At 62.6% G+C, this 20,724-nt stretch carries 16 protein-coding genes and 2 pseudogenes; all 18 read right to left on the reverse strand.

The genetic code is table 11. The features are described from left to right. Positions 1–20: 20 nt before the first annotated feature. The 18 genes and pseudogenes from ACZZ0K_RS13545 to mnxG all read right to left on the reverse strand — a co-directional run bounded on the left by ACZZ0K_RS13545 (position 21) and on the right by mnxG (position 20,641). Positions 21–452 (reverse strand): curli assembly protein CsgF, encoded by a 432-nt coding sequence (locus ACZZ0K_RS13545; protein ID WP_258707909.1) that lies wholly within the window; start codon positions 450–452, stop codon positions 21–23. Next, positions 449–841 (reverse strand): curli production assembly/transport protein CsgE, encoded by a 393-nt coding sequence (gene csgE / locus ACZZ0K_RS13550; RefSeq protein WP_038364891.1) that lies wholly within the window; start codon positions 839–841, stop codon positions 449–451. The genes ACZZ0K_RS13545 and csgE overlap by 4 nt, the downstream gene beginning before the upstream one ends. Further along, entirely contained in the window at positions 838–1,377 is a 540-nt protein-coding gene (locus tag ACZZ0K_RS13555; RefSeq protein WP_150741547.1) for a type II secretion system protein, read from the reverse strand. Before ACZZ0K_RS13555 ends, csgE begins: the two co-directional genes overlap by 4 nt. Continuing rightward, positions 1,352–1,726: a type II secretion system protein gene (locus tag ACZZ0K_RS13560; RefSeq protein WP_122610261.1), complete on the reverse strand. Its 375-nt coding sequence runs from the start codon at positions 1,724–1,726 to the stop codon at positions 1,352–1,354. The genes ACZZ0K_RS13555 and ACZZ0K_RS13560 overlap by 26 nt, the downstream gene beginning before the upstream one ends. Positions 1,727–1,731: 5 nt before the next feature. Further along, a pseudogene (locus ACZZ0K_RS13565) lies at positions 1,732–2,168 on the reverse strand (pilus assembly FimT family protein). Between the two features lie 38 nt (positions 2,169–2,206). Beyond that, complete coding sequence (locus ACZZ0K_RS13570) at positions 2,207–4,054, reverse strand: secretin N-terminal domain-containing protein (protein ID WP_150741545.1); 1,848 nt, start codon at positions 4,052–4,054, stop codon at positions 2,207–2,209. Then, a complete protein-coding gene (locus ACZZ0K_RS13575; protein ID WP_252885721.1) occupies positions 4,051–4,560 on the reverse strand; it encodes a hypothetical protein in 510 nt (169 codons plus the stop codon). Before ACZZ0K_RS13575 ends, ACZZ0K_RS13570 begins: the two co-directional genes overlap by 4 nt. Next, positions 4,560–5,108, reverse strand: a complete 549-nt coding sequence (locus ACZZ0K_RS13580; RefSeq protein WP_150741543.1) for a GspMb/PilO family protein — start codon at positions 5,106–5,108, stop codon at positions 4,560–4,562. The genes ACZZ0K_RS13575 and ACZZ0K_RS13580 overlap by 1 nt, the downstream gene beginning before the upstream one ends. Further along, the gene (locus ACZZ0K_RS13585) at positions 5,095–5,640 is read right to left on the reverse strand and encodes a PilN domain-containing protein (protein WP_150741542.1); all 546 of its coding nucleotides are present in this window, start codon (positions 5,638–5,640) and stop codon (positions 5,095–5,097) included. The genes ACZZ0K_RS13580 and ACZZ0K_RS13585 overlap by 14 nt, the downstream gene beginning before the upstream one ends. 1 nt (position 5,641) lies before the next feature. After that, positions 5,642–6,445: a hypothetical protein gene (locus ACZZ0K_RS13590; protein WP_252879824.1), complete on the reverse strand. Its 804-nt coding sequence runs from the start codon at positions 6,443–6,445 to the stop codon at positions 5,642–5,644. Beyond that, positions 6,426–8,131, reverse strand: a pseudogene (locus tag ACZZ0K_RS13595) (GspE/PulE family protein). The gene ACZZ0K_RS13590 and the pseudogene ACZZ0K_RS13595 overlap by 20 nt, the downstream one beginning before the upstream one ends. 81 nt (positions 8,132–8,212) lie before the next feature. Then, entirely contained in the window at positions 8,213–8,746 is a 534-nt protein-coding gene (locus ACZZ0K_RS13600) for a response regulator (protein WP_150741539.1), read from the reverse strand. A gap of 234 nt (positions 8,747–8,980) precedes the next feature. After that, positions 8,981–9,742, reverse strand: a complete 762-nt coding sequence (locus ACZZ0K_RS13605) for a SurA N-terminal domain-containing protein (protein WP_252879823.1) — start codon at positions 9,740–9,742, stop codon at positions 8,981–8,983. 14 nt (positions 9,743–9,756) lie between these two features. Beyond that, the gene (locus ACZZ0K_RS13610; protein WP_258707907.1) at positions 9,757–11,307 is read right to left on the reverse strand and encodes a cytochrome c/ABC transporter substrate-binding protein; all 1,551 of its coding nucleotides are present in this window, start codon (positions 11,305–11,307) and stop codon (positions 9,757–9,759) included. Between the two features lie 9 nt (positions 11,308–11,316). After that, positions 11,317–11,937 carry an SCO family protein gene (locus ACZZ0K_RS13615; protein ID WP_258707906.1) on the reverse strand — a complete coding sequence of 207 codons (621 nt, stop codon included), beginning with the start codon at positions 11,935–11,937 and terminating at the stop codon, positions 11,317–11,319. Beyond that, positions 11,934–12,584, reverse strand: a complete 651-nt coding sequence (locus tag ACZZ0K_RS13620) for an SCO family protein (RefSeq protein ID WP_258707905.1) — start codon at positions 12,582–12,584, stop codon at positions 11,934–11,936. Before ACZZ0K_RS13620 ends, ACZZ0K_RS13615 begins: the two co-directional genes overlap by 4 nt. Positions 12,585–12,598: 14 nt before the next feature. Further along, positions 12,599–14,521 (reverse strand): YncE family protein, encoded by a 1,923-nt coding sequence (locus ACZZ0K_RS13625; RefSeq protein WP_258707904.1) that lies wholly within the window; start codon positions 14,519–14,521, stop codon positions 12,599–12,601. A gap of 294 nt (positions 14,522–14,815) precedes the next feature. After that, positions 14,816–20,641 carry a manganese-oxidizing multicopper oxidase MnxG gene (gene mnxG, locus ACZZ0K_RS13630; protein WP_309475378.1) on the reverse strand — a complete coding sequence of 1,942 codons (5,826 nt, stop codon included), beginning with the start codon at positions 20,639–20,641 and terminating at the stop codon, positions 14,816–14,818. Between the last annotated feature and the right edge of the window lie 83 nt (positions 20,642–20,724).

Consider the following 20,724-nt stretch of genomic DNA (forward strand, 5'->3'; position numbering starts at 1 on the left):
TCCCCGGAACCGTCAGCCCGTCATGGGTTGAGGCCGTTCACCTGAATTTCCGAAACCTCACCGGTCGCTCGGTCGGTCACTTCAATGCTCAGTGCCCCGGAGTCGTCGATGACATTGACGATAAAAGTGTCAGTGGACAGGCTCCCCGTATTGCCGGTGGAGATGTTGTCCAGCAACTGCCCTAGCAGCCGCGATTGCAATTGACTGGAAAAACGCTCCAGCGCTGACGTGCCGGCCACTGTCGAGCGGCTCTGGATGTCCGGGTCGTCGTAGTCGTTTTGCGCCTGGGCGTTGTTGAGCAGCCAGGTGCCATTGAGCGGGTTGCCGCCAAACGATGGGTTGACCGGCGTGTAGACCAGTTCGGTGGCGTGGACAGCGGCGGCGCTGGCGAGCCCGATCAACAACCCCGAGATCCAGAATCCGCTGCGCCGTGAGAACGTTGTGCTGTTCATAATTCGTCCTTCTCAAGGTCGGTGGTGTCCTGCAACAGTGCCTCCAGCTTGCGCTGGACAACCTGGCGGCGAACCCAGTCGGCGGCCGCGTAGGCCTCGTCCTTCAGTTCCACGGTGTTCGGCGGCAGGAAGCGCCGATAAACCAGGCGTTGCTGATATTCCACGGTCACCAGGCTGCCCCAGCGCGCGTCGGGGCGCTCGCGCACCACCAGGTTGAAATCCATCGGGCTTGTGTCGCGCAGGCGTTCACTGAACGAGTAGTAAAAGTCGTGGCCGATGTGCGAGATCGTGTCATCGACGATGAAGCCCATCATCTCGTCTTCTTCACCGGCCTGAGCGCAGCACGCCGCCACGGTGAAAATCAGCGCGCACCACCACTGACGAGTCATGGCTGCAATGCCTGGGGCAGGTTCGACTGGTTTTTCGCAGGCCCGCTGGCGCCATCAAGAAAGGCTTTTTCGGCAACGAACTGCCAGTCCGAATAACGCTGCATACCCTGGAAATCCGACCATTGCGTCGGGAAGTCCGCCTGCTTCAACGGTACCTCGGTCGAGGCACTGTTGAGGCCGGTGATGCGTCCGTCAAAACCGCGTTGCAGCGCCCATTCGCCCTGTCCGACCGGATCCGGGTAGAGCTGACGCAGGTGATGTTTCGCCTCGGGAAAACGTTGATCGTCGAGCAGATCGGCCAGTTCTTTCGGGTACTGCGCCAGCCCCGGCGAGCTGCGGTAGTAGCTGCGCAACGCCTGTGCATACTGGGTCCCGACCCAGAGCAACTGATGCTCACGGTCGCGACGCGCGGTGGTCGACCACAACTCGCCAGCACTGGCCAGGCCCATGCCCATCAGCACAATCAGGAACAGCACGCCCAGGTAGGTAAAACCACCCTGCTGCGCGCGGTTACCACTCCGAATACTGGCTGCCATCACGCGCCCTCCCGGTAGCACCGCTCTTGATGTCGGCCACGCCACCGGCTACACCGTCCGGTGGCGCAATCAGCACCCACTGGTCTTTGCGTTCGGTAATCGGGTCCAGGGGCGCATTACGCAGGTAACGTTGTTCGATCAGTTGCTCGATGGAGTCGGGGTAGCGGCCGGTGTCGCCGTAGAAGTGATCCAGCGCCTCGCGCATTGCCGACAGACTCTGGCGCAACGTGGTTTCCTTCGACGCTTCGAGGCTGTTGAAGTAGCGCGGCAATGCGATGGTCATCAGCGTGGCGATGATCGCCATCACCACCATCAGCTCCAGCAAGGTAAAACCTTTTTCTTGGCGCATGAGGTTCACCACTCGCGGTAGGCGATGCCGTTGAGGCCCTTGCCCCGGGCGTGGGAGTAGACGTCGAAAACGTCCTCGCCATCGCGCGGATTCTGAGCCGGACTGTCGTAGGCGCGCAGGCCCCAACCCCTTCATCGTCACGCTTGGCCGGCACCAGCGGATCGCGCGGGATGCGGCGTAAGAAGTAGAACTTGGCGCCCTTCGCGCTGCGCACATCGCGCACGCCCTCGACCAGCACTTTCAGGTTCGGCGGGTAGCCGCTGGTGTTCAGCGACTTCTCGATGTAACCGGCATCGAACGCTCGTTTGTAGGCGTCGATGGCATCGCGAATCTGATATAGCGCATTGCGCAATTCCTGCTCCTTGCCACGCCGCACCAGGGTCTCGGTCAGTGGCGCGGCCATGCTTGCCAGCAAGCCGATCAGCGCCAGCGTCACCACCACTTCGATCAGGGTGAAACCGCGTTGCGAGGCGTTCATGATCAAGGCTTCTCGACGCTGACACGGGTGGTCGCCACGGCCGAGTCGCCGACTGCACGCGGCTGCGCGGCAGGTGACGGCACCACGTAGCTCTGCGAACGATCCGGGGCCTGAATGTGCATGCTGGTTTCAGTGCCAGTGGAGAACTCCATGTCCGAGGGGCTCTGGTACGGCAGGTTGCGCACGATCCGAGGAGTGATCGACAACACCAGCTCGGATTTGCCAACGGTGTCCTTGTTGCTGCCAAACAGCCGACCCAACCCGGGAATATCGCCAAGGCCGGGAATCTTGTTACCCGTGGCGCCGTGGTCATTGCGCATCAGTCCGGCGAGGATTTGCGTTTCGCCGTCATGCAGGCGCAGTGTCGTCTGCGCATTGCGGGTATCGACCTGCACCGGAATCGTGCCCTGACGGGTCGGTTCCAGCGGCGTAGCGTTACTCACTTCGAGGGCGATCTTGATCGCCACCTCGTTGTTCAGATGCACCGTCGGCTGCACTTCAAGCTTGAGACCGACGTCCAGGTAAGTGACGCTCTCGGTGATCACCGGGCCTTGAGTCGACGGCACCGACGTGGCGCTGATGATCGGCACCCGCTGACCGATGTGAATCCGCGCCTGTTCACGGTTGCTCACGCGAATCACCGGGCTGGCGAGGGTGTTGATGTCGTTGTCCTGCGCATTGATCTTGGCTTGTGGCGAAGGCGAGATCGAGATGCGGCTGGAGTTGATGCCCTTGAGCTGGTCGAGCAGGGTCACCGCCGAGCCATCGCTGTTGACCACGCCGAAGGTGTTCGGCCATTGCAGGCCGAGGTCGAGAATGCGCTGGGTGGCGACTTCCATCACTTCCACTTCAAGCACCACTTCCGGATTGGACTGGTCTTGCGACTGCAGGAGTTTTTCGGCCATGCGCACGGCGTCTGCGGTGTCGCGCATGGTCAGGGTGTTGAGGCGTTCGTCGACAAACACGTCGCGGGTCTTGAGCATGGTCTTGACCATGTTCAGGGCGGTGTTGGCATCGATGCTGGTCAGGTAAAAGGTGCGCATCACCAGTTCCTGGTAATCCTTCACTTTCTGCGGCGAATCCGGATAGATCAGCAAGGTATTTTCGTTCACCACTTTCTGGTGCAACTGATTTTGTTGCAGCAGCAGGGTCACCGCGTCTTCGATGCGCACGTCACGCACGAAGATGGTGGCTTTCATGTCCGGGCGCAGGTCCTTGTCGAAGATGAAATTCAGCCCGGCGACCTGCGACAACACTTCGAAAATGGTCTTGAGATTGGCGTCGCGAAATTCCAGGGTCACCGGGCGATCAAGCTTGGTACGCAACTGCGGATAGACGATGACGTTGCGGCTTTGCACCAGACGGATGTTGCCCTGCAGCTCCAGCGCACCTTCGTTGTTCGGGTCGAGTTCGAGGATCTGTCTGACCTGGCGGTCGGCGCCGTAGATGTCGCCGCGACGCAAGTCGCCACGGGCCAGTTCAAGCTTCTCGTCCATGCTGCGCAGGTAGTCCATCTGCTTCAGGGCATCCTGGGCACGGCGGTTATTCGGCTCGATGGTTAACACACGGTTGTAGGCGACACGCGCGGAAGCGAAATCGCGCCGTGCGCGGTCGGTGTCGCCGGAGGTCAGCAATGCGGTGATTGCCTTGGCCCGGCCGCTGTTGAGCAGCAGGTGCAATTCGGTGTCGCGCGGGTCTTCACGCAACCCCTCCTCGATTCGGGCCAGCGCCGCCTCGTATTGCCCCTGTTCGATCAGGTCGGCGGCTTCCTTGTTGGCCACTTGTGCGGTGCTACAGGCAGCCAGCCCGGCGCACAGGCCGACACTCATCAGCAAACGGGATCGGTTCATTGCGTGCTCCCCACAGACAGGGTCTGCGACAAATGCAAAGGCAGGTAGACCAGACTCAGTTCCAGATCGGAAATGCCGGTGATCTTCCAGGTGTCGTCGATCACATCCCCATTGCGCACGACGTAGATTTTCTCGCCGCTCTGCAAAAACACTTGCAGGTCGCTGCGGTCATGCAGCTTGCCGACAAATTGAAACGGCAGCGGTGGCAGGCTTGGGGCTTGCGCCACCGGGGCGGGGTTGACGGCAATTTCAGTGACGCTGGCCAGGGTCGGCGCGGCTTTCCAGGTCTTGGCGGCGAACAGGTCGCCGGCCGGGCTCAAGTCCTTGATTGGCGCCGCCTTGACCCTGACTGCCTGTTCGCCATGGCGGGCGGATTTCACCGGCGTGTTGACGGTCACTTCGACCGATTCCGGGTCTTCGCCTGGCGAGAAGAACTCCGGCAACCAGGCCAGCGCCGCCGCCACACCGAAGAACCCGAGCCAACCTGTCACGCGCCTGGTATTCATCACGACCTCGACAGGTAAAGGGTCAAACGGATCCGCCCGTTGAGGTCGGTGTCGCCAATCTTCTTGCGCTGCAATTCGAGGTCTTCCACCACCACCGCCGGCAACTGCCCGAGCAGCGCATGCAGGAAGCGCCGCAGTTGCGGATAACTGCCACGCACCGGCAAGAGAATCTGATAGCGCGCCAGGTGGGTTTTCGGGTCGACGCCAAGGGCGTACTCGCCGCGCGCCAGGGTGATGTGTTCCTGCGCCGCGAGCGCATAGATGCGATCGATCGCCACGGTGGCCTGCGGTTGCGCCGGCAGCTTGTTGCGAAAGTCATCAAGCTGACGCTGCGGCACCACGGGCGGCGCGATGCTGCCGTCTTCGACCTGGGCGAGATAGTCGCTTGCCTCCTGCGTCTGTGACGTGAGCTGCTGCAACGACTGCCACCCAGGCAACAAGCCAGCAAGCGCCCAGGCCAGTGCAACCAGTAACAGCGCCAGCCCGGCCAGGCCCGGAATACCAAGGCCCTGCAAGTATTCGTGGACGATCAGTCTAGGGATTCGCATCGCCTGTCTCCCAGGTTGCCGACAGGTTGAATTGCACCGGTTGTTCCGGCGATTTGACGACGATCTCGTGGCTCAGCAGCGACACGTCGGACAGCTCGTCACTGGCCTCCAAGCGCTTGTGGAAATCGAGCATGGCTTGCAGATCCCGCGCTTCGGCACTGATGCGCACCTGGCCCTTGCGCGCATCCGGGGTCAGGCTCAGCAGCGCGACGTCATCACGCGGCAGCGCTTCGAACATGGCGAACAGGCGTTCCCAGGGGCGGCGCAGTTGCTGGGAGACCTTGCGCATCTCGGCGAGGTTCTGCGCCTGCTCGCGGGTTTCTGCCGGGCTTAACGTGCTCTTGCTGCTGTTATCGCCAGTGAGCTGTCGCTGGGTCGTCTGCAAGTGACCTTGCTGTTGTTCCGACTGGCCATCGAGATGCTGTTGTACGCCCAGGCACAGCAGCGCCAGCACCACACCGCCGCCGAGCAGCCCCCAGCCCAACGGGCCGGAACGTGGCCGCGGCTGAAAATCCAGATTGAGCGCGCGCATGTCAGGCCACCGCCCGGGACATGACATACAAGCCGTCACGCACGTTCATCGAAGCGTCTTCAAGGCTGCACAATTGCACTCCCGGCAAGTCTGGCTGCGCATCAAGGCGGGCTGGCGCGTGCAGGTAAACGTTGAAGGCGCGCTCGCTGGTCGAGGCTTGCAGCTGCCGTTCGCGACCGATCAACGCACTCAGCGCGCCATCGCTGTCGCTGCCGCCGACCGAGCGCACACTGGCCCAGCGCCCTTCCCTTGCGAGCAACAACACGCTGCGTTGCGGCTCGGCCACCACGAACAGGAAATCGCCGGCATCCAGGCTTTTGTCGAAACGGTTGAACGCCGCCATCAAATACGGTTGCACCGAGCGCAGGCGCAGACCGCGAGCGCTGACCAGTGTGCGCAAGCGATCGAGCAAATCCTGCGGCAAGGCACTGGCGATGCGGTCGTAACCGGCCGGTTCGGCGGACAGCACCAGACTCCACGCCTGATTCGCCGCACCGAACAGATCTTCAAAACACAGTCGGGCAAAGCCGCGCAATTCTTCAGGGCTGCTGATCTGCGCGCTCCACGGCACCAGGCAGAAACGGCTGAAGTGGCCGGAAATCACCACGCTGACTTCGGCGCCGGCGCGGGCGTGCTCACCGAGCAAGCGATCGAGGGTGTCGAGCGCCACCGCGTAGCTCTGGAAGCCTTCGTCGATGTAACCGACGCTGCCCAGCCACAGGGTTTCGCTGCCCCGCCGCTGCCCCAGGCCAACGCCGCTGGCACCGAGCACGGCGATAAAACGCTCACGCGATAAAAGTGACACGATTGATCTCCTCCAGCGTGGTGCGCCCCTGCTCTACCAGCTCCAGCGCCGATTCGCGCAACAGGCGCAAACCACGGGCGCAGGCCAGAGCCTTGATTTGGGTAATCGGTTGGCGCTCGACAATCATCTGCCGCAGTTCGTCGTCCAGGTGCAGCAACTCGGCAATCGCCGTGCGTCCGCGATAACCGCTGCCCCGGCAGTGGCCGCAGCCCTTGCCATGGACGAAGTGGTAGTGCTCGACTTTTTGCGGGTCGAGGCCCGAGGCGCGCAACTCTTCATCGCTCGGCCTGACCGGTGCGTTGCAACTGGTGCAGACCAGGCGGATCAGGCGCTGAGCAAGAATGGCGTTGAGCGCCGAGACCAGGCTGTAGGGGTCGATTTCCATTTGCGTGAAGCGGCCAATCACGTCGAAGACGTTGTTGGCGTGGATGGTGGTGAACACCAGGTGACCGGTGAGCGCCGATTGCACGGCGATCTGTGCGGTATCCGGATCGCGGATTTCGCCGACCATGATCTTGTCCGGGTCATGGCGCAGGATCGAGCGCAGACCACGGGCGAAGGTCAGGCCTTTTTTCTCGTTGACCGGAATTTGCAGCACCCCCGGCAGTTGATATTCGACCGGGTCTTCGATGGTGATGATCTTGTCCACGCCGTGGTTGATCTCGGTGATCATCGCGTACAGCGTGGTGGTCTTGCCGCTGCCGGTCGGGCCGGTCACCAGCACCATGCCGTAGGGCTCGGCGGCGAGGCGGCGAAGCTGGCGCAGGGTTTCGTCTTCGAAGCCCAGCGCCTGCAATTGCACGCCGCAGACCTTGTCGGCAAGATCCTGTTTGTCGAGCACCCGCAGCACCGCATCCTCACCGAAAATGCTCGGCATGATCGACACACGAAAATCGATCTGGCGACCACTGATGCCGATCTTGAAGCGCCCGTCCTGCGGCACGCGCTTTTCGCCGATGTCCAGCTCGGCCATGACCTTGACCCGCGAGATCACCTGCTCGGCGAACTCGCCCCCTGGACCTTGCTGATGTTGTTGAGTACGCCGTCGATGCGGTACTTGATCACCAGGCCGTTGCCCGTGGTGCCGAGATGGATGTCGCTGGCGTGCATCTTCAGCGCGTCGTACAGGGTCGAGTTGACCAGTTTCACCACGCTGCTGGCGTCTTCGCTGATACTCGTCAGCGACAGACTTTGCAGGGTGTCGATTTCGTGATGGGTGTCGTCTTGGGCATTCAGCGAGTCGACGGCGTGGAAGCTTTCTTCATGGCGGGCCAGATAGGCCTTGAGGTCATCGGCGTGGACCAGATACAGCGGCGCGCCGTGCAGGGAGTCGTCTATCCAGGCCAGCCGCGCCGAATCGAAGGGGTCGGCGAATACGCCAATGACTTCGTCGTCGTGGCGCAGCAGGATGAACTCACGTTTGAGGCATTGCGCGAGGGTGACCCGGTCGAATACCGGCGTCGCTTGAAACAGGGTGTCGGTGGCCAGCACCGGGTAATGCAGGGTGGCGCCGAGGCAATCAATGAACGGCATCGGCGCCAATTCGCACAGCACGCCGAGCGCATCGAGAACCCGTTCCCCGGAACTGGCGGCCCGCGCCCGGGCCTGGGCGAGTTGCTCACTGGAAAAGCGTACCGGCACACTTTCCGGGACCAGCGGTTCGACGACAACGGACAGACGTTCCATGGCTTGCTCTCCAACCGGGGCCTGAAGCCCTGTCGGCGCGGCAAACTCTGGCGGCTAGTGCCGGAACGTCTGATCGCGCCATTACTCCCCGGTGAGCATCTGATCGTCGTCCGGTGCCATGGCCGTCGCGCGACTTCGTCGCCGATCCGCCAACACCCAACTGCCATCGTACAACTGCAACGGGAAGCTCTCGGTCCTGCTCTGGCGTCGTTCGACAAACCCTTCGGAAGGGCTCGCACCGGGTTTCACTTCACGCTTGATGCCTAAAAGGTCGCAGACAGCTCGGGCCAGTTCCGCCAAGGGAAAGGGTTTGAACAGGATGTGGCTGACCCCCAGTTGCCGCGCCCGCTCACAGACTTCGGCGGTCGGGTGACCCGTTATCAGCACAAAATGGCACGTCCTGTTCTGGCGGACGGCGTCGAGCACCTCAAAACCTTCCATATCGGGCAAGCGGTAATCGAACACCAGTACGTCGGGAGCAAACGCTTCGGCCAAACCGATACCCGTCGCTCCGTCATGTGCAATCCGGACGTCCAGCCCTTGCGCCGACAGATAATCCTGAAGGTTCTGTGCAAGCAGCTGTTCGTCTTCGACAACCAGTACTTTGTTAACCAAGGTCGACTCCTTGAAGCAGCAGATCCGGCAGATGAAACCTTGAGCCCGGGTCTGGTGGAGTGTGCCTTACTCTCGGTAACGCACACTTCATGCCAGGCGCAATGCCAGAATTTTTAAGTCTTCATGTCCTTGAATTCAATGACAATGCCCGCTCGTCCCGGTGCCCCGTTCCCCAGAAACGGGGAAGCACCTGAATGGGCATCGAAGCCATTCCCCACTATTGGGGGAGAAGCTTCAATCGTCGTCAATTCGTTCGATCCTGTTCTGCGACCGCAATTGTGCGAGCACCTGACGACGAGCCTGGGCCTGTTGCTGTCGCGCGCGTTCGCCCCCGACTGATTCCAGCCCTTGCATACTTGAGACATCACTCGCTTCCCAGTGGTTCTGTAGATAGACCAGGTGCCAGCCGAACGGTGAGCGCACCGTTGCGCTGACGAAACCCGCCGTGGCAATGATAGACGCTCGCATCTGCATCAAGCGTAGCTGCGCTTGTGCCTGTGTGGCGGCATCGGCATCCGGCGCAACCTTGATCAGCATTTGCTGCGTGCGGGTGAAACGCTGGCGCAGCAATGCGGCAAACATTTGCTGCGCGGCCAGTTCACGAGCCAGGTAATCGCGGTACGACGCCTCGTCGAAGCCGGCTTCCTGTAACCGCCGGCTGAAGGGTTCAGCGCCGCCAAGTGCGGTGCGGGTCTGATTGATCTGTTGCTGCAGCGTTTGCTCGTCGATACGCACGCCGCGCTTGCGTGATTCCTGCCACAGCAGTTCGCGGTCGATCAGCGCATCCAGCGCGGCCCGGCGCAGTTGCCTGTAGGCCTTGGGATTACGAATGCTCGCCACGGCGCGGCCCTGATCTTCCAGGTATTCGGCGAAATAACGCTCGAGACGAAACTGCGAAATTTCCTCGCCATTGACCCGCGCCGCAGCCGGCCCGTTACTGGCCCACGCCGCCGGCAAACAGCAGATCAGCAGCCACATCAGGGTGATGAGTTTCATGAGCGGAGCCTCCGTCAGGGGCTGGCAACAATCGGTTTATACGGCGCCACCAGGTAGAAGCGCTGATCGGGCAAATCCACCGTCACCACATGGGCGCCGTTCAAGCCCAGGCGTCGCCCGGGGCCGAAATTCAGGCGCGGCGTCAGGCCGGTGTCGAAATCGTGCAGACCTTCGAGAGCGGCAACGAGTTTTTCGCGGCTGGCATCCCGGCCGGCCCGCTTCATGCCTTCGCCGAGCAGCAACATCGAGGCGTAGGCGCCGACCTGCAGCACCGCATGTTGCGCGCCCAGCCCTTGCCCCTCACGTAACGTCGACAGCGCCATGCGCCCGCTTTGCGTCCAGTCGCTGGGCACGAAGGGATAGGCGAGAAACACTCTCCGGGAAAAGCCTTCCGGTACTTGCAACAGATCGCCGGCGACCTGGCTCGAGGCGGCAAACAGATACGGCACCTGGCCGGCGTTACGCAGGCGAGTGGCCAAGCGGCTGAAACCGCCGTCGCTGCCCAGATAGAATACCGAGCGCGAACCCAGTGGCAGTTGCTCGGCTGCCGGGTCGTAGGTGTGCAAGCTGACCTTTTCCCAGCCATGCCCCTGCAGATACTTACCCAGGCTTTGCGCCGCTTGCGCCTGTACCGGGTCGTCGGGATAGGCAATCAGCGTCGGTCCCTGCAACACCCGCAAGCTGCCCGTGGCGTAATCGGCCAAGGCCAGCAGTTGCTCACGCAGCCCGGGCAACGGCTCGAAAATCTGCACGCTGCTCTGCAGGGCGCCAGGCATCGATAACGGACCGATCAGCGGCATGCCGGCCTGTTCCAGCAGCGTCGCCAATTCGCTGTCGAGGGCCGGCGCCAGCGGCGCGATCAAGGCGAACACCTGCTCGTGCTCGATCAATTGGCGCAAGGCCAGTTCGGCACTGCTGCGATCCGGGCCGGGATCGATCACCGTTAAACGCACCTGCCGGCCATGAATGCCGCCCGCCTGATTGATTCTCGCGACACTACCGTTGAGCACCGCTGCCACCGTCATGCCCTCCTCGGCCAACGGTCCCTGGCTGGGCAGCAAGGTACCCAGGTGCAAGGTTTCGTTGTCGAGGCCGGGGTCGCGCTCGTCGGCGAGCCGTTTGAGGTACGCGGTGAGGTTGCGCTGGTCCTTCATCGACAGGACAAAGCGCGGCATGCTCGGGTCGAGGCGATTGCCTGCGGGATCGCGGCCCTGTTCGATGACCCTCGCCAGACTGGTTTCGGTGTAGGCCGGGTAGCGCCGACCGTTGACCTGTTGCTGGCCGTAAATGCTGGTCAGCCGCGCCCAGTTCAGTGGCGGTGGACGCACACCGCCTTCAGGCCGGCCGAGGCCATCGGCGCCGTGGCAGTTGGCGCATGGCAGGCTGGTCGCCGGCAGCGCCACGTCCGCCGCACCCACCCGCGCCATGACTGGCTCGCCGCTGTCCGACAGCCCTTCCCGGTACAGACGCTTGCCGGCCGCCTCCTCAAGCGTCAACGGCTGAGCTGTGGCGCCGACGCTGATGCCAAGGAGCAGAATCAGGGCGAGTGAGCTGCCAGGGTTCATGGCGCAGGCTCAGCGGCCGGCCACAGGCATTGTCAGCAACTGCAAGCGCTGGGCAATGGCGGCGGCCGGGGCATCGGGGCGGATCTTGCTCCAGCGTTTGTTGGCGACGTCGCCGACGATCAGCTGCGTGGAGTGCTGCTCCGGGGTTGGCACGATCTGGCCGATGCGGCTCAGCACCAGATCCATCTGCGCCTTGTCGCCGGTAAGAAAAAACCAATGAGGATCATCGGAACCCTGCTTCAAGGTGTAAGCCTTGAGCACCGCCGGCGTATCGCGCAGCGGATCACTGGTAAGGGAAATGAAAGTGATCCCGTCAGCCTTGTCACCCAACAGCTCGCGGACTTCCTTGAGCTTGCGGGTGATCAGCGGGCAAGCATCATTGCAACTGGTGAAAATCACGTTGAGCAGGACCACGCGGTTCTGCAAGGCGTCGCTGTAGAAGCGCAAGGTCTGTCCGTTCTGATCCTGCAACGGCGTGTCGGTAAACCAGGCCTGTGCGTCGTGAGTGCCTCTGGCCGGCGCGGCGACAACGGTCGTCGGGGCGTCGGGCGCGTGGCCTTCATGGGCAAACGCGACGTTGCTGAAAATCCAGAAACACACGCTCAGCGAAATCCAGTCGAGCATTCTCATGGCTGATGCTCCATGGCGATGGCGGTGTGTCTGGCATGGGTGCGCAGGCCGCTGAGCTTTTCGACTTCCTTGCTGAGCAGCGCCGGATCGGTGAAACCGTAGTAGCGCGTCCAGTGACGGCTGTCGCCATCGCCGACCAGAATCAGCGGCTGGTGGCTTTTGAAGTCGCCGCTGAAACTGCCGAGGCCTTTGAGGGTTTCATTGATCGACTGGGGCGAGCCGGTCAGCCAGCTCCACCCCGGCCCCTGCTGAAAGCTGCGGGCATATTCCTGCAGGCGCTTGGAGTCGTCGCGCTGGGGGTCGATGCTGATCGACACCAGTTGCACCTCATCGCCGACCCGCGCACCGAGTTGTTTCTGCACCTTGCCCATGATCGACGAGACCACCGGGCACACCGTGGTGCAACTGGTGTAGATGAAGCTCATGACGACAATCTTGCCCTGCACCAGATCCGGCTCAAGGCGCACGCTCTTACCATCCTGGTCGAGCAATGGCACGTTGGCAAACTTCACCTGGGCGTGCTCCTGGCTGCTGAGTGGCGGCGCCGTATGCCCGGCATGCTCGTCTGCGGAATGGGCCCGGGCTTGTTGGATGCCGACGCTCAACAGACACAGGGTCAGCACACCACTGGATGCAAATCGGTTCATGTTCAAACTCCTCTTCAGCGCGTCTGGCCCGGCGCTACCCGAACACTGGCAAATGTCTTGTCGTCGAAACCGGCCCCCAGCGACGCTGCACGCACATGCAGGTACCAGGCGCCACTGCGGTCGAGGGTGACAGGCGCTTCATACACGCCGTCGGCGACTTCCCGCGCGGCGACCTCACGCGGGTGAGAGGTGGGCGCCAGGTAATAGCGCAATTGCACGTCTTTCACACCGCTGCGCTGTTGTTTCTGCTTGCCTTGCACAATGCGGAACCGGACCACGTACGGGTCGTTGAGCGCAGCGGTGGTCTTGTCCAGAAGAAACTCGACCTTCGGCTGACCGAGTTGTTTTGCCACCGCGCCATCGACCTCGATCAGCGCGCTGAAGCAGTGAATGATGTTCGGTTGATTTAGCAGGAACGCCACATCGAAACGCCCGGCTGGCGGCAGTTTCACCCGGGCGCTGTAAAGCCCCGGCGAGACCTCGCGCAGGCTGCGGTCGATGACCATGGCCGCGCGGGCGATCTGGCCACGATTGGGATATCCGGACATCGGCGCGTTCATGCCTTCGGCGTAGAAGTAAGTGGTGTTGTCCACCGGGTTGACGACGAACACCGCGTTGTCGTCGCGCGATACCGCGAGGCTCGACGCAAGCGGCAAATCACCGGCCATGCGCGGTGGTTGCGGGCCGGCTTCGAAGCCCTGGATGATGGCCTGGCGACCCTCGCCCAGCGAAGCCAGATTGATCATGCTGACCTTGGGCGAGGCAAGTCCGCGCACGTAGGCATAGGCTTGGGTGAACACCACCTGGTAGGGCTCGGCGGAGACTTCGAGGTCATGGATCGCCGTATCAGTAGCCGCGTCGATCACACTGGCGCGGTTAGCCAAAGTGTTGAGCACCACGCCGAAACGCCCGTCAGCGCTGAAACCCATTGGACCGAGGCCTTGCTGCAACTTGATCACCCGGCGCACGGCGTGGCTGTTGGCGTCGATCACCGTGACGGTGCCGTCCTTGCCGTCTGCCACATACACCGCGCCGGACAATGCCGAGTAGGCAACCGACAAAGGGTGGGAGCCGGTTCTGACCTGCTTGACGATGGCCAGGCTGGCGCTGTCGATCACGCTCAACGTGCCGTCGTCGCGGTTACTGACGAAGGCAAAGCGGCTGTCCTTGCTGAAGCTGATTTCGTGATGACCGCGGCCGGTCGGCAAATGTTTCAGCGGCTTGAGGCTTTGGCTGTCGATCACTGTGACGCCGGAGTCTTCGCTTTGGCTGGCGTTATTGCCGACCCAAAGCAGGCGTTCATCCGGTTGCAGCGCGACGCGCACCGGTTGGCTGCCGGCCTTGATCGAATCGAGCACCTTGAACTGCTCGCTGTCGATCACTGCCACTTCGCCGGCGGTGGGCATCGACACGAATACACGTTTGTTGTCGATCGGGGTGACCCAATCCATCGGCGGCTGTTTGAGTTCAATCCGCGCCAGGGTGCTGGTGATGCCGCCGACCGACACCGAGGGATCGACCACCGCGATGCTGGCATCACGGTTCATGACCAGCAGGAAATAGCTGTTGAGGTCGAGCAACGGGCGCGCGCCGATGTTGGACTTGAGGAACACACCGACGCGCGCCTTGCAGCTCTGATCGCGGCCCTGGGCCTGATCAGCGGCGACCGTTTGCGCATCGATCCACGCCCCCGGCGCCACACCGGACAAGGCCTGCCCGGAAGCGCTGTCGGTCACGCGAAACTGCACATCGGCGAATTCGCCTTCGCGCAGTTTGCCGTCAGCGGCAAGCGGTTTGAGGTTGAAGTCTACCGTCACGCCGTCGCGGTTCAGCGTCTGACCGGCCCCGGTTTGCGCCAGCGCAATCTCACTCAGCGTCAGCAACGACCCGGCCATGGCCAGCGTAAAAATACCGATGATGTTGATGATCCTGTTCATCTAGCACTCCCCTACCTCTTCATCTGGCAAAACACCGTCTCCTGTGGGAGCGAGCCTGCTCGCGAAGGCGTCTTCAGCGCCACCCTCGAAACCGAATTGCTCCCATTCGCGAGCAGGCTCGCTCCCACAAGGGAATTGCATCCATCCCACTCCCTCACTGCCACCATTGCCCACTGTGGGAGCGAGCTTGCTCGCGAAGGCGTCTCCAGCGTCACCCTTAAAAACCGAGTTGCCCCCATTCGCGAGCAGGCTCGCTCCCACAAGGTTTTGCATTTACAGGCCTTGCGTATGAGCTTACTGCCCCTGCGGTGCCGGTTCCGCTTCGTTGGTGACACGCAGCAACCCCCACAATCCCGAGGTGTTGCCGTAGGCGCCGTAGTCGCGGAACAGGTAATCGCCCGGTATCGCGTTGCTGCCGCCGGCGCTGGGGATCATGAAGCTGAAGTGCGCCGCCGGGAGGATGCTTTCGTGGGCGCCGATGTACATCGACATCGGGTTGTAGCCAAAGCGCACCGAACCGACGCCCGGCGAGCCCATCGGATAACCGCCGGTATCGCTCTTCTCGGCCTGGAACGGGTTGACCGACCAGACATGTCCGTCGAGCTGGAAGGTGCTGCCACGACTGCCGCCGCTGGGCATCAAAATGTGCGTGCGCAACGGTTGCCCCGGTTTCGCGTAGAGCACCGGCGTTTGTGGATCGCCGCCGACCAGCGCATTGCTGTAAGCCATGTGCGCGTTGGCCATATCGCCGTAACCGGCGCCGCCGGCATGCCCGAACGGTGCGTCAGGCGCGAGGCCGAAGCGATACCACAGCGGTTCGGTCTTGTAGTTGATCGCCATGCTCGAGTTGTCCTGCGGATCGGTCGGCACGCCGAAGCCCTCGGCAGCAATCCCTTCCACCGGCCGGCCATTGGCCCAACGGGTGTTCAACGCCTTGTGCCAGACCATCGCGAAATCACGATAAATGGCTTGCCCCGGCGCTGTGACGGTGGCGTTGACCTTGCGTACATCGTCCACCCAGGTCGCGCCGATCGGCAGGATGCTCATCGCTGCGCCAAGACCTTTTTGCGGCTGCTTGATCACGTCCGCCGGGGTGATGTTCAAGCCGCCGAACTCCACCGCCGTGGCATTGATGTTGTCGACACTGCGGCCCAACTGCGTCACCGGTTTGCCTTCACGCTCCAGATGACCGGCGTAGTACTGATAGGTACGGGTCGGGTACGCGCCGCTGTTGCCGACACGCGGTGGCACGGTCTGGATCGGGTTGGCGCCGACGTTGGCACCGTCGGATTTGGTGATGTCGTAGGCCAGCAATTGCGCGTGCAGGCCGACGTGGCTGGACGGCCGCATCAGGTTGTTGCTGAAGGTGGTCGAGCCCAGACCACTGTTGCGATCACGCTTGACCATGCCTTGCATCACCGCAGTCTGGGTCAGGTCAGGCATCACGCTCGGCAAACGGTTTTCCAGGGTGATGTTGATGCAATCCCCAGCCGCCGCGCGCAGCACCAGCGGTTCGACCGGGATGCCGGGTTTGAGCTTGCCGCTCACCGGATCCAGATCCGCTTTGCGTACATACAGAATGGCCGTCGGGTCATGCAGCGGCCCGCTCTGCCCGCCGATGGTGATGGTTTCGCCGTCCTCCGGATCGGTCACCGTGACTTGGGGAATGCTCACCGTGCGCGAGTTCAGCACCAGGGTGCCACCGGCCGGATTCAGCGGCCCGCCGACATGCTGGCCGAGTCCTGCGGAATCGCCGATTGTCAGGCCCAGGGCATTGCCGAGAATGTCGTTGGCCAGCGCGGCGACCACTTCATAGTTGCGCTGCACAGTGGGCCGCGTGCCAATGCCGTTAGGGTTGGCGCCATAGCGCGGGCAACTGCCCTCAAATGCAACGGTATTGCGCATGCCCGCCGGGCTTGGATTGTTAGGGATGGCGAACAGGTCTGCGCGTTTGGCGGTGTAGTTGCGCATCACGCCCCAGATACCGCTCCAGTAACCCTCGATCGAAGCGTCCATCGAGTACAGATAATCGCCCGTGGTCGCTGCCGAGCTGGAGAGCATCGACACCGGCGCAATGAAGCCCATCTGTTCGGAGATGCCGATCATCTGCGAGGCGCGCCAGCCGGAGTTGGAACTGTTGCCGAAACCGGAACCGCTCTGCAGCCATTTCACGCCATGCAGGGTCACGTTGTGTTCCTCCTCATGGCCCCCGGCATGCACCCGCAGCCGGACGTTGTCGCCGGTGTAGGTGCGCAGCATCGGTGTGAACGGGTCGCCCGGTTCGGCACCGCCCTTGTTGATGTGCGGCGGGAACAGCGTGGTGCCGCCGGTAGGCCCGGTGGCCGAGGTGAGCAGATTCGGCGCCAGGTTCATCGCCGGGATCGCCCGGTCGGTGCGGCTTTGCATGGCGAACGACAGATCACCGCCGAGGCCGTCGGCCTGCATGCCGCGCTTGCCATCCGGGCCGACCTTGTTCGGATCGTACACGCGCAGGGCCAGAGGCTCGTTGCGGTAATTGACGACGAACATGCCCGGGTCATCCACCGAAATCGCCTGCGGACACGGCCGGCTCGGACAGCCCGGCACCTGACCGCCCTGCACTTCCACCACGCCTTCAAGCAGAGTGCTGGCGTTGTTGCGCACCGGCGGATTGATCGCGTAGCGGAAGCTGTCGGCGGTGGCCGGGAAGGCTTGCGCATTGGGCACGCCATTGGGTCCGGCACCGACGTAGACGCCGGCTTCATAGGCGTGCTGGAAGTCGCTGTATTCAAGGAAGAACTCGCGGAAGCTGTCGTTCTTGCCGTCGCCATCGAGGTCACCGGTGTTGATCACCGCTTGCCACGACGTCGGCCCGCCGTCCTGACGCGCGCCGCTGTACAACGGCTCGCCGGTCTCGGCGTGCAGCCAGGTCGAACCGGCCGGCTCCGCCAGCACCGTGGCGTACAGCCCGATCTGCTGGTGCGTCGATGGGCCGAGGTGGTCGTGGGTGAAGATCGTGCCGAGGCCGCGATCAACACCTTTGATGTTCACCACCGGGTCGACGAACCAACGCTGCATCGCCGTGCGCGCGCCAACCCAGTCAGCCCGTCCGTACTGACCGAAGAACGGGTGTGCCTTGGCTTTCGGGCAGGCTTGAGTACCGTCGCGCGGGTCACTGCCCTCGCACTGGTTGAATGCACGGATGGCGTGAATGCGTTCCTGCACAGCGCCCGGGGAAAGCACACCGTCCTCATAATTCCAGCCGTTGGACGAACCGTCGGCGGAAGTCAGGTCCCACTTCGGCAAGTGAATGTGCTGACCGATCACGTCGGTCGGTGTGCGCACTTGGTAATCGTCCATCTCGTAGGTGGCCGGGACCAGGTTGGTTTGCTGGTACTGCACGCAGTCAAAGGTGTTCATGCGCATCACCAGCGGCTCTGGCGGACGCTGTTTGGTGATCACCGGCCAGGCGTCTTCCCATAGCGCGAGAATGCGCGCCTGCGGGAAGTGATAACCAACTTTGTTGTACACCGCATCGAACTGAATATTGGCGGCCTTGTAGATCCGTGGCCGGTCGGCGGTGAACGTCGAGGCACCGACAAACGACAGGCCATCGATGCGCTCGCCGCTGTTGAATTCACCGCTGCCGGCGCTATTGGTCAGGCGCTTCTGCCGGTCGTCCATGCACGGTTCGTAGTAGGGCGCGCCGGCCATCGGCAAGGCGCCGTTGGTACGGAAAGCCTTGGCTACCACTTGATTACCGGGCAGCAAGGCATAGCTCGGGTGATCCTTTTTCGCATGGAAGGCCATCGCGGCCTGTTCGACCTCGGTGCCCTCCTCCGGCATGTAGATCGGTTTGGCCCGCACCACTTCCTTGGAAAAATCCAGCGACGTGGTCACTGTGTGCGCCTCACCGCCAGCCGATACGCCATCAAGGGCGTGGCGCTGCAAACCGCCGTCCCAGCCACCGGACTGGGCCGGGTCAAGGTTGGCCCACAGCGCCTTGCCGCTGGCCTTGAGCGCTTGCGCGGTGGCGGCGTCGAGCATGTCCAGCGGCGGGGTTGGCGGACGTTGGCCGACCGAACTTTCCATACCGCCGATCCAGAACGGATAGCCAGGGTTTTTCAGGCTGCCATCGGCGTTGCGGTTGGCTTCGCTGCGATCGACCAGCGCCAGGGAGCCGATGGCTTGACCACCAGCGTCGCCGCCATGGTGCTCGCCGTCATCATCGCCCTCTTCTTCGTCATCCTCGTCATCATGGCCGGCGACCAGGGTTTCACCGATTTTCGGCACGACCACGACTTTGCCCGGCATCGGCGCCATGGCTTTGCCCGGCAGCGGCACGATCGCCGGAATCGGTGTGCCGGCGACGATCTCGCCGTCCGGCAAGGCCCGTGCGCCTGCTGCCGGTTTGCCGCTGCGCAGTGCAAACGGTTCGCTGTGATAGCCATCGGCGCCTTGCTGCGAAACGTCGAGCCGGGTGCCCTCTTCGAACACATCATGCACCCGCCACATGGCCCACATGCCCTGGGCAAAGTGCGGATAGAAGTGGCAGTGATAGATCGCATCGCCCGCCACCCGATTGCGGTTGCCCGAACCGCCATTGGCGATCTCATAGGTGTAACCGGCACCGGGACCGATGCCTTGGGCGTCAACGTAATCGGAGTTGTCGTCGTTGGGGTTGAACAGCCATTGATGGCCGTGCAAGTGGAAGATGTGCTGCTCGTGACCGTTGTGGGTATTGCGAAATTTGACGAAGTCACCGATGTAGCTGTGATTGACGTTCGACGGCTCGGACGGGAACAGCGCCATGGTCGCTTTCACGCCAATCTGATCGGCGTTCGGGGTCTGCCCGGGAGCGATGTTTTCCAGCCCGGCGTTGGCCGGCACATCGACCAGCATGGCTACGTCGCCAACGGTGTGCGAGCTGAGAAAAAATTCCTCATAGGCACAGGACAGGCAATCATGCATCGGCCCTACACCCAGGCGATTGGCGACGACTTCGGCGCCCATGCCGCCGGAGCCGTAATTGATCATGAACGAATCGCGGGTCGGTTCCAGCACATGGGCCATCACCGGGTCGGCCCAATAGGCGGGGAATGCCTGGGTGGCAGCGGTTTCATCCTGAAATTGCGAAGCGAAATCGCGGAACGGCTCCAGTCGATTCGGGATCGCCGGGTTGCGTTTGCCCACCGACTCCAGCGGATAAGTGCTGGGCGGGAAGCTGCCGTCGGCGTTGCTGCCCATCACGATCGCGTCACTTTCACTGGAGATGATTTCGCTGCCGTCGACCATGTTGATGATCGGCGTGCCGGCCTTGCCTTCGCGCAGCCACGGTTCGCGTTGCGGATAGCGCGCCTGGTAGTCGACGATCGGCTGCCCGGCCGGTGTGCGCCCGCTGGTGGCCAGGCGCATTTCTTCTTCGGTCAGCGTATTGCGGTAGCTGCGGCCGCCCTTGGGCAGCACCACCACTTGGCCGAACAGCCCGTTGGCGACGTTGCCCGCCGCGCCCTCGCCACCAAACGTGGCACCTCGACTGCTCACGGCAAACGCGCCTTCGCGCTCGGCAAACAGAGTGTAGGAACGGCTGGCTCCCGGCACTATCAAGGTGTTGGGGTTACGCCCGGTAAACGATGAAATATCGTCGATACTGTTGACCGCTTGCAGGCCGTTGACCTGGAAACCGATGTGGCGGTCAGCCACTTGCTCATCGACCTTGAACGCGCCAAGCGCATTGGGATTTTCCTCACCTTCCGCCCCTTCGACATGCTTGTTCGGGTTGGCCTGATAGTCGAGCAGGTTCTGCAGATTGATCGTCAGGCAGTCCCCTGCCGCCACCCGCAATACCAAGGGCCGTGGACGCTTGTCAGGCCGCAGCGCAACCTTGCCCGGCACCGCCACGCCACCGTACGCCAGCGACACGTCGTGCTCATCGACCACGTCGCGGCGCAGGGCGAACATCATGCCGTTGGCGTTTTGCGCACCGAGGCGGTTGAACATCAGCGGCTGATCGAACGCCACGACGTTGGCCACCAGGTTGCGCTCGCAACGTACCGCCGCGCCGGCCAGTTCGACGCTGAGCAGCGAGGCCATTATCAACAACCCGTTAATCAGGGATGGAGCGAGAGGAAAGCCAGCCATGATCGGTAACCTCGTGTTGGGTGCTCTTGGGAACACTTCTGGACAAATGTCCCGGAGCAAGCCGCGTGCCACAAAAAATACTT

It is taken from the genome of Pseudomonas sp. AC255 (genome assembly GCF_979258175.1).

Bases quoted from the DNA above. Each gene is read 5' to 3' on its own strand.
- ACZZ0K_RS13545 (WP_258707909.1), bottom strand. From the start codon at position 452: ATGAACAGCACAACGTTCTCACGGCGCAGCGGATTCTGGATCTCGGGG.
- csgE (WP_038364891.1), bottom strand. From the start codon at position 841: ATGACTCGTCAGTGGTGGTGCGCGCTGATTTTCACCGTGGCGGCGTGC.
- ACZZ0K_RS13555 (WP_150741547.1), bottom strand. From the start codon at position 1,377: ATGGCAGCCAGTATTCGGAGTGGTAACCGCGCGCAGCAGGGTGGTTTT.
- ACZZ0K_RS13560 (WP_122610261.1), bottom strand. From the start codon at position 1,726: ATGCGCCAAGAAAAAGGTTTTACCTTGCTGGAGCTGATGGTGGTGATG.
- ACZZ0K_RS13570 (WP_150741545.1), bottom strand. From the start codon at position 4,054: ATGAACCGATCCCGTTTGCTGATGAGTGTCGGCCTGTGCGCCGGGCTG.
- ACZZ0K_RS13575 (WP_252885721.1), bottom strand. From the start codon at position 4,560: ATGAATACCAGGCGCGTGACAGGTTGGCTCGGGTTCTTCGGTGTGGCG.
- ACZZ0K_RS13580 (WP_150741543.1), bottom strand. From the start codon at position 5,108: ATGCGAATCCCTAGACTGATCGTCCACGAATACTTGCAGGGCCTTGGT.
- ACZZ0K_RS13585 (WP_150741542.1), bottom strand. From the start codon at position 5,640: ATGCGCGCGCTCAATCTGGATTTTCAGCCGCGGCCACGTTCCGGCCCG.
- ACZZ0K_RS13605 (WP_252879823.1), bottom strand. From the start codon at position 9,742: ATGAAACTCATCACCCTGATGTGGCTGCTGATCTGCTGTTTGCCGGCG.
- ACZZ0K_RS13610 (WP_258707907.1), bottom strand. From the start codon at position 11,307: ATGAACCCTGGCAGCTCACTCGCCCTGATTCTGCTCCTTGGCATCAGC.
- ACZZ0K_RS13615 (WP_258707906.1), bottom strand. From the start codon at position 11,937: ATGAGAATGCTCGACTGGATTTCGCTGAGCGTGTGTTTCTGGATTTTC.
- ACZZ0K_RS13620 (WP_258707905.1), bottom strand. From the start codon at position 12,584: ATGAACCGATTTGCATCCAGTGGTGTGCTGACCCTGTGTCTGTTGAGC.
- ACZZ0K_RS13625 (WP_258707904.1), bottom strand. From the start codon at position 14,521: ATGAACAGGATCATCAACATCATCGGTATTTTTACGCTGGCCATGGCC.
- mnxG (WP_309475378.1), bottom strand. From the start codon at position 20,641: ATGGCTGGCTTTCCTCTCGCTCCATCCCTGATTAACGGGTTGTTGATA.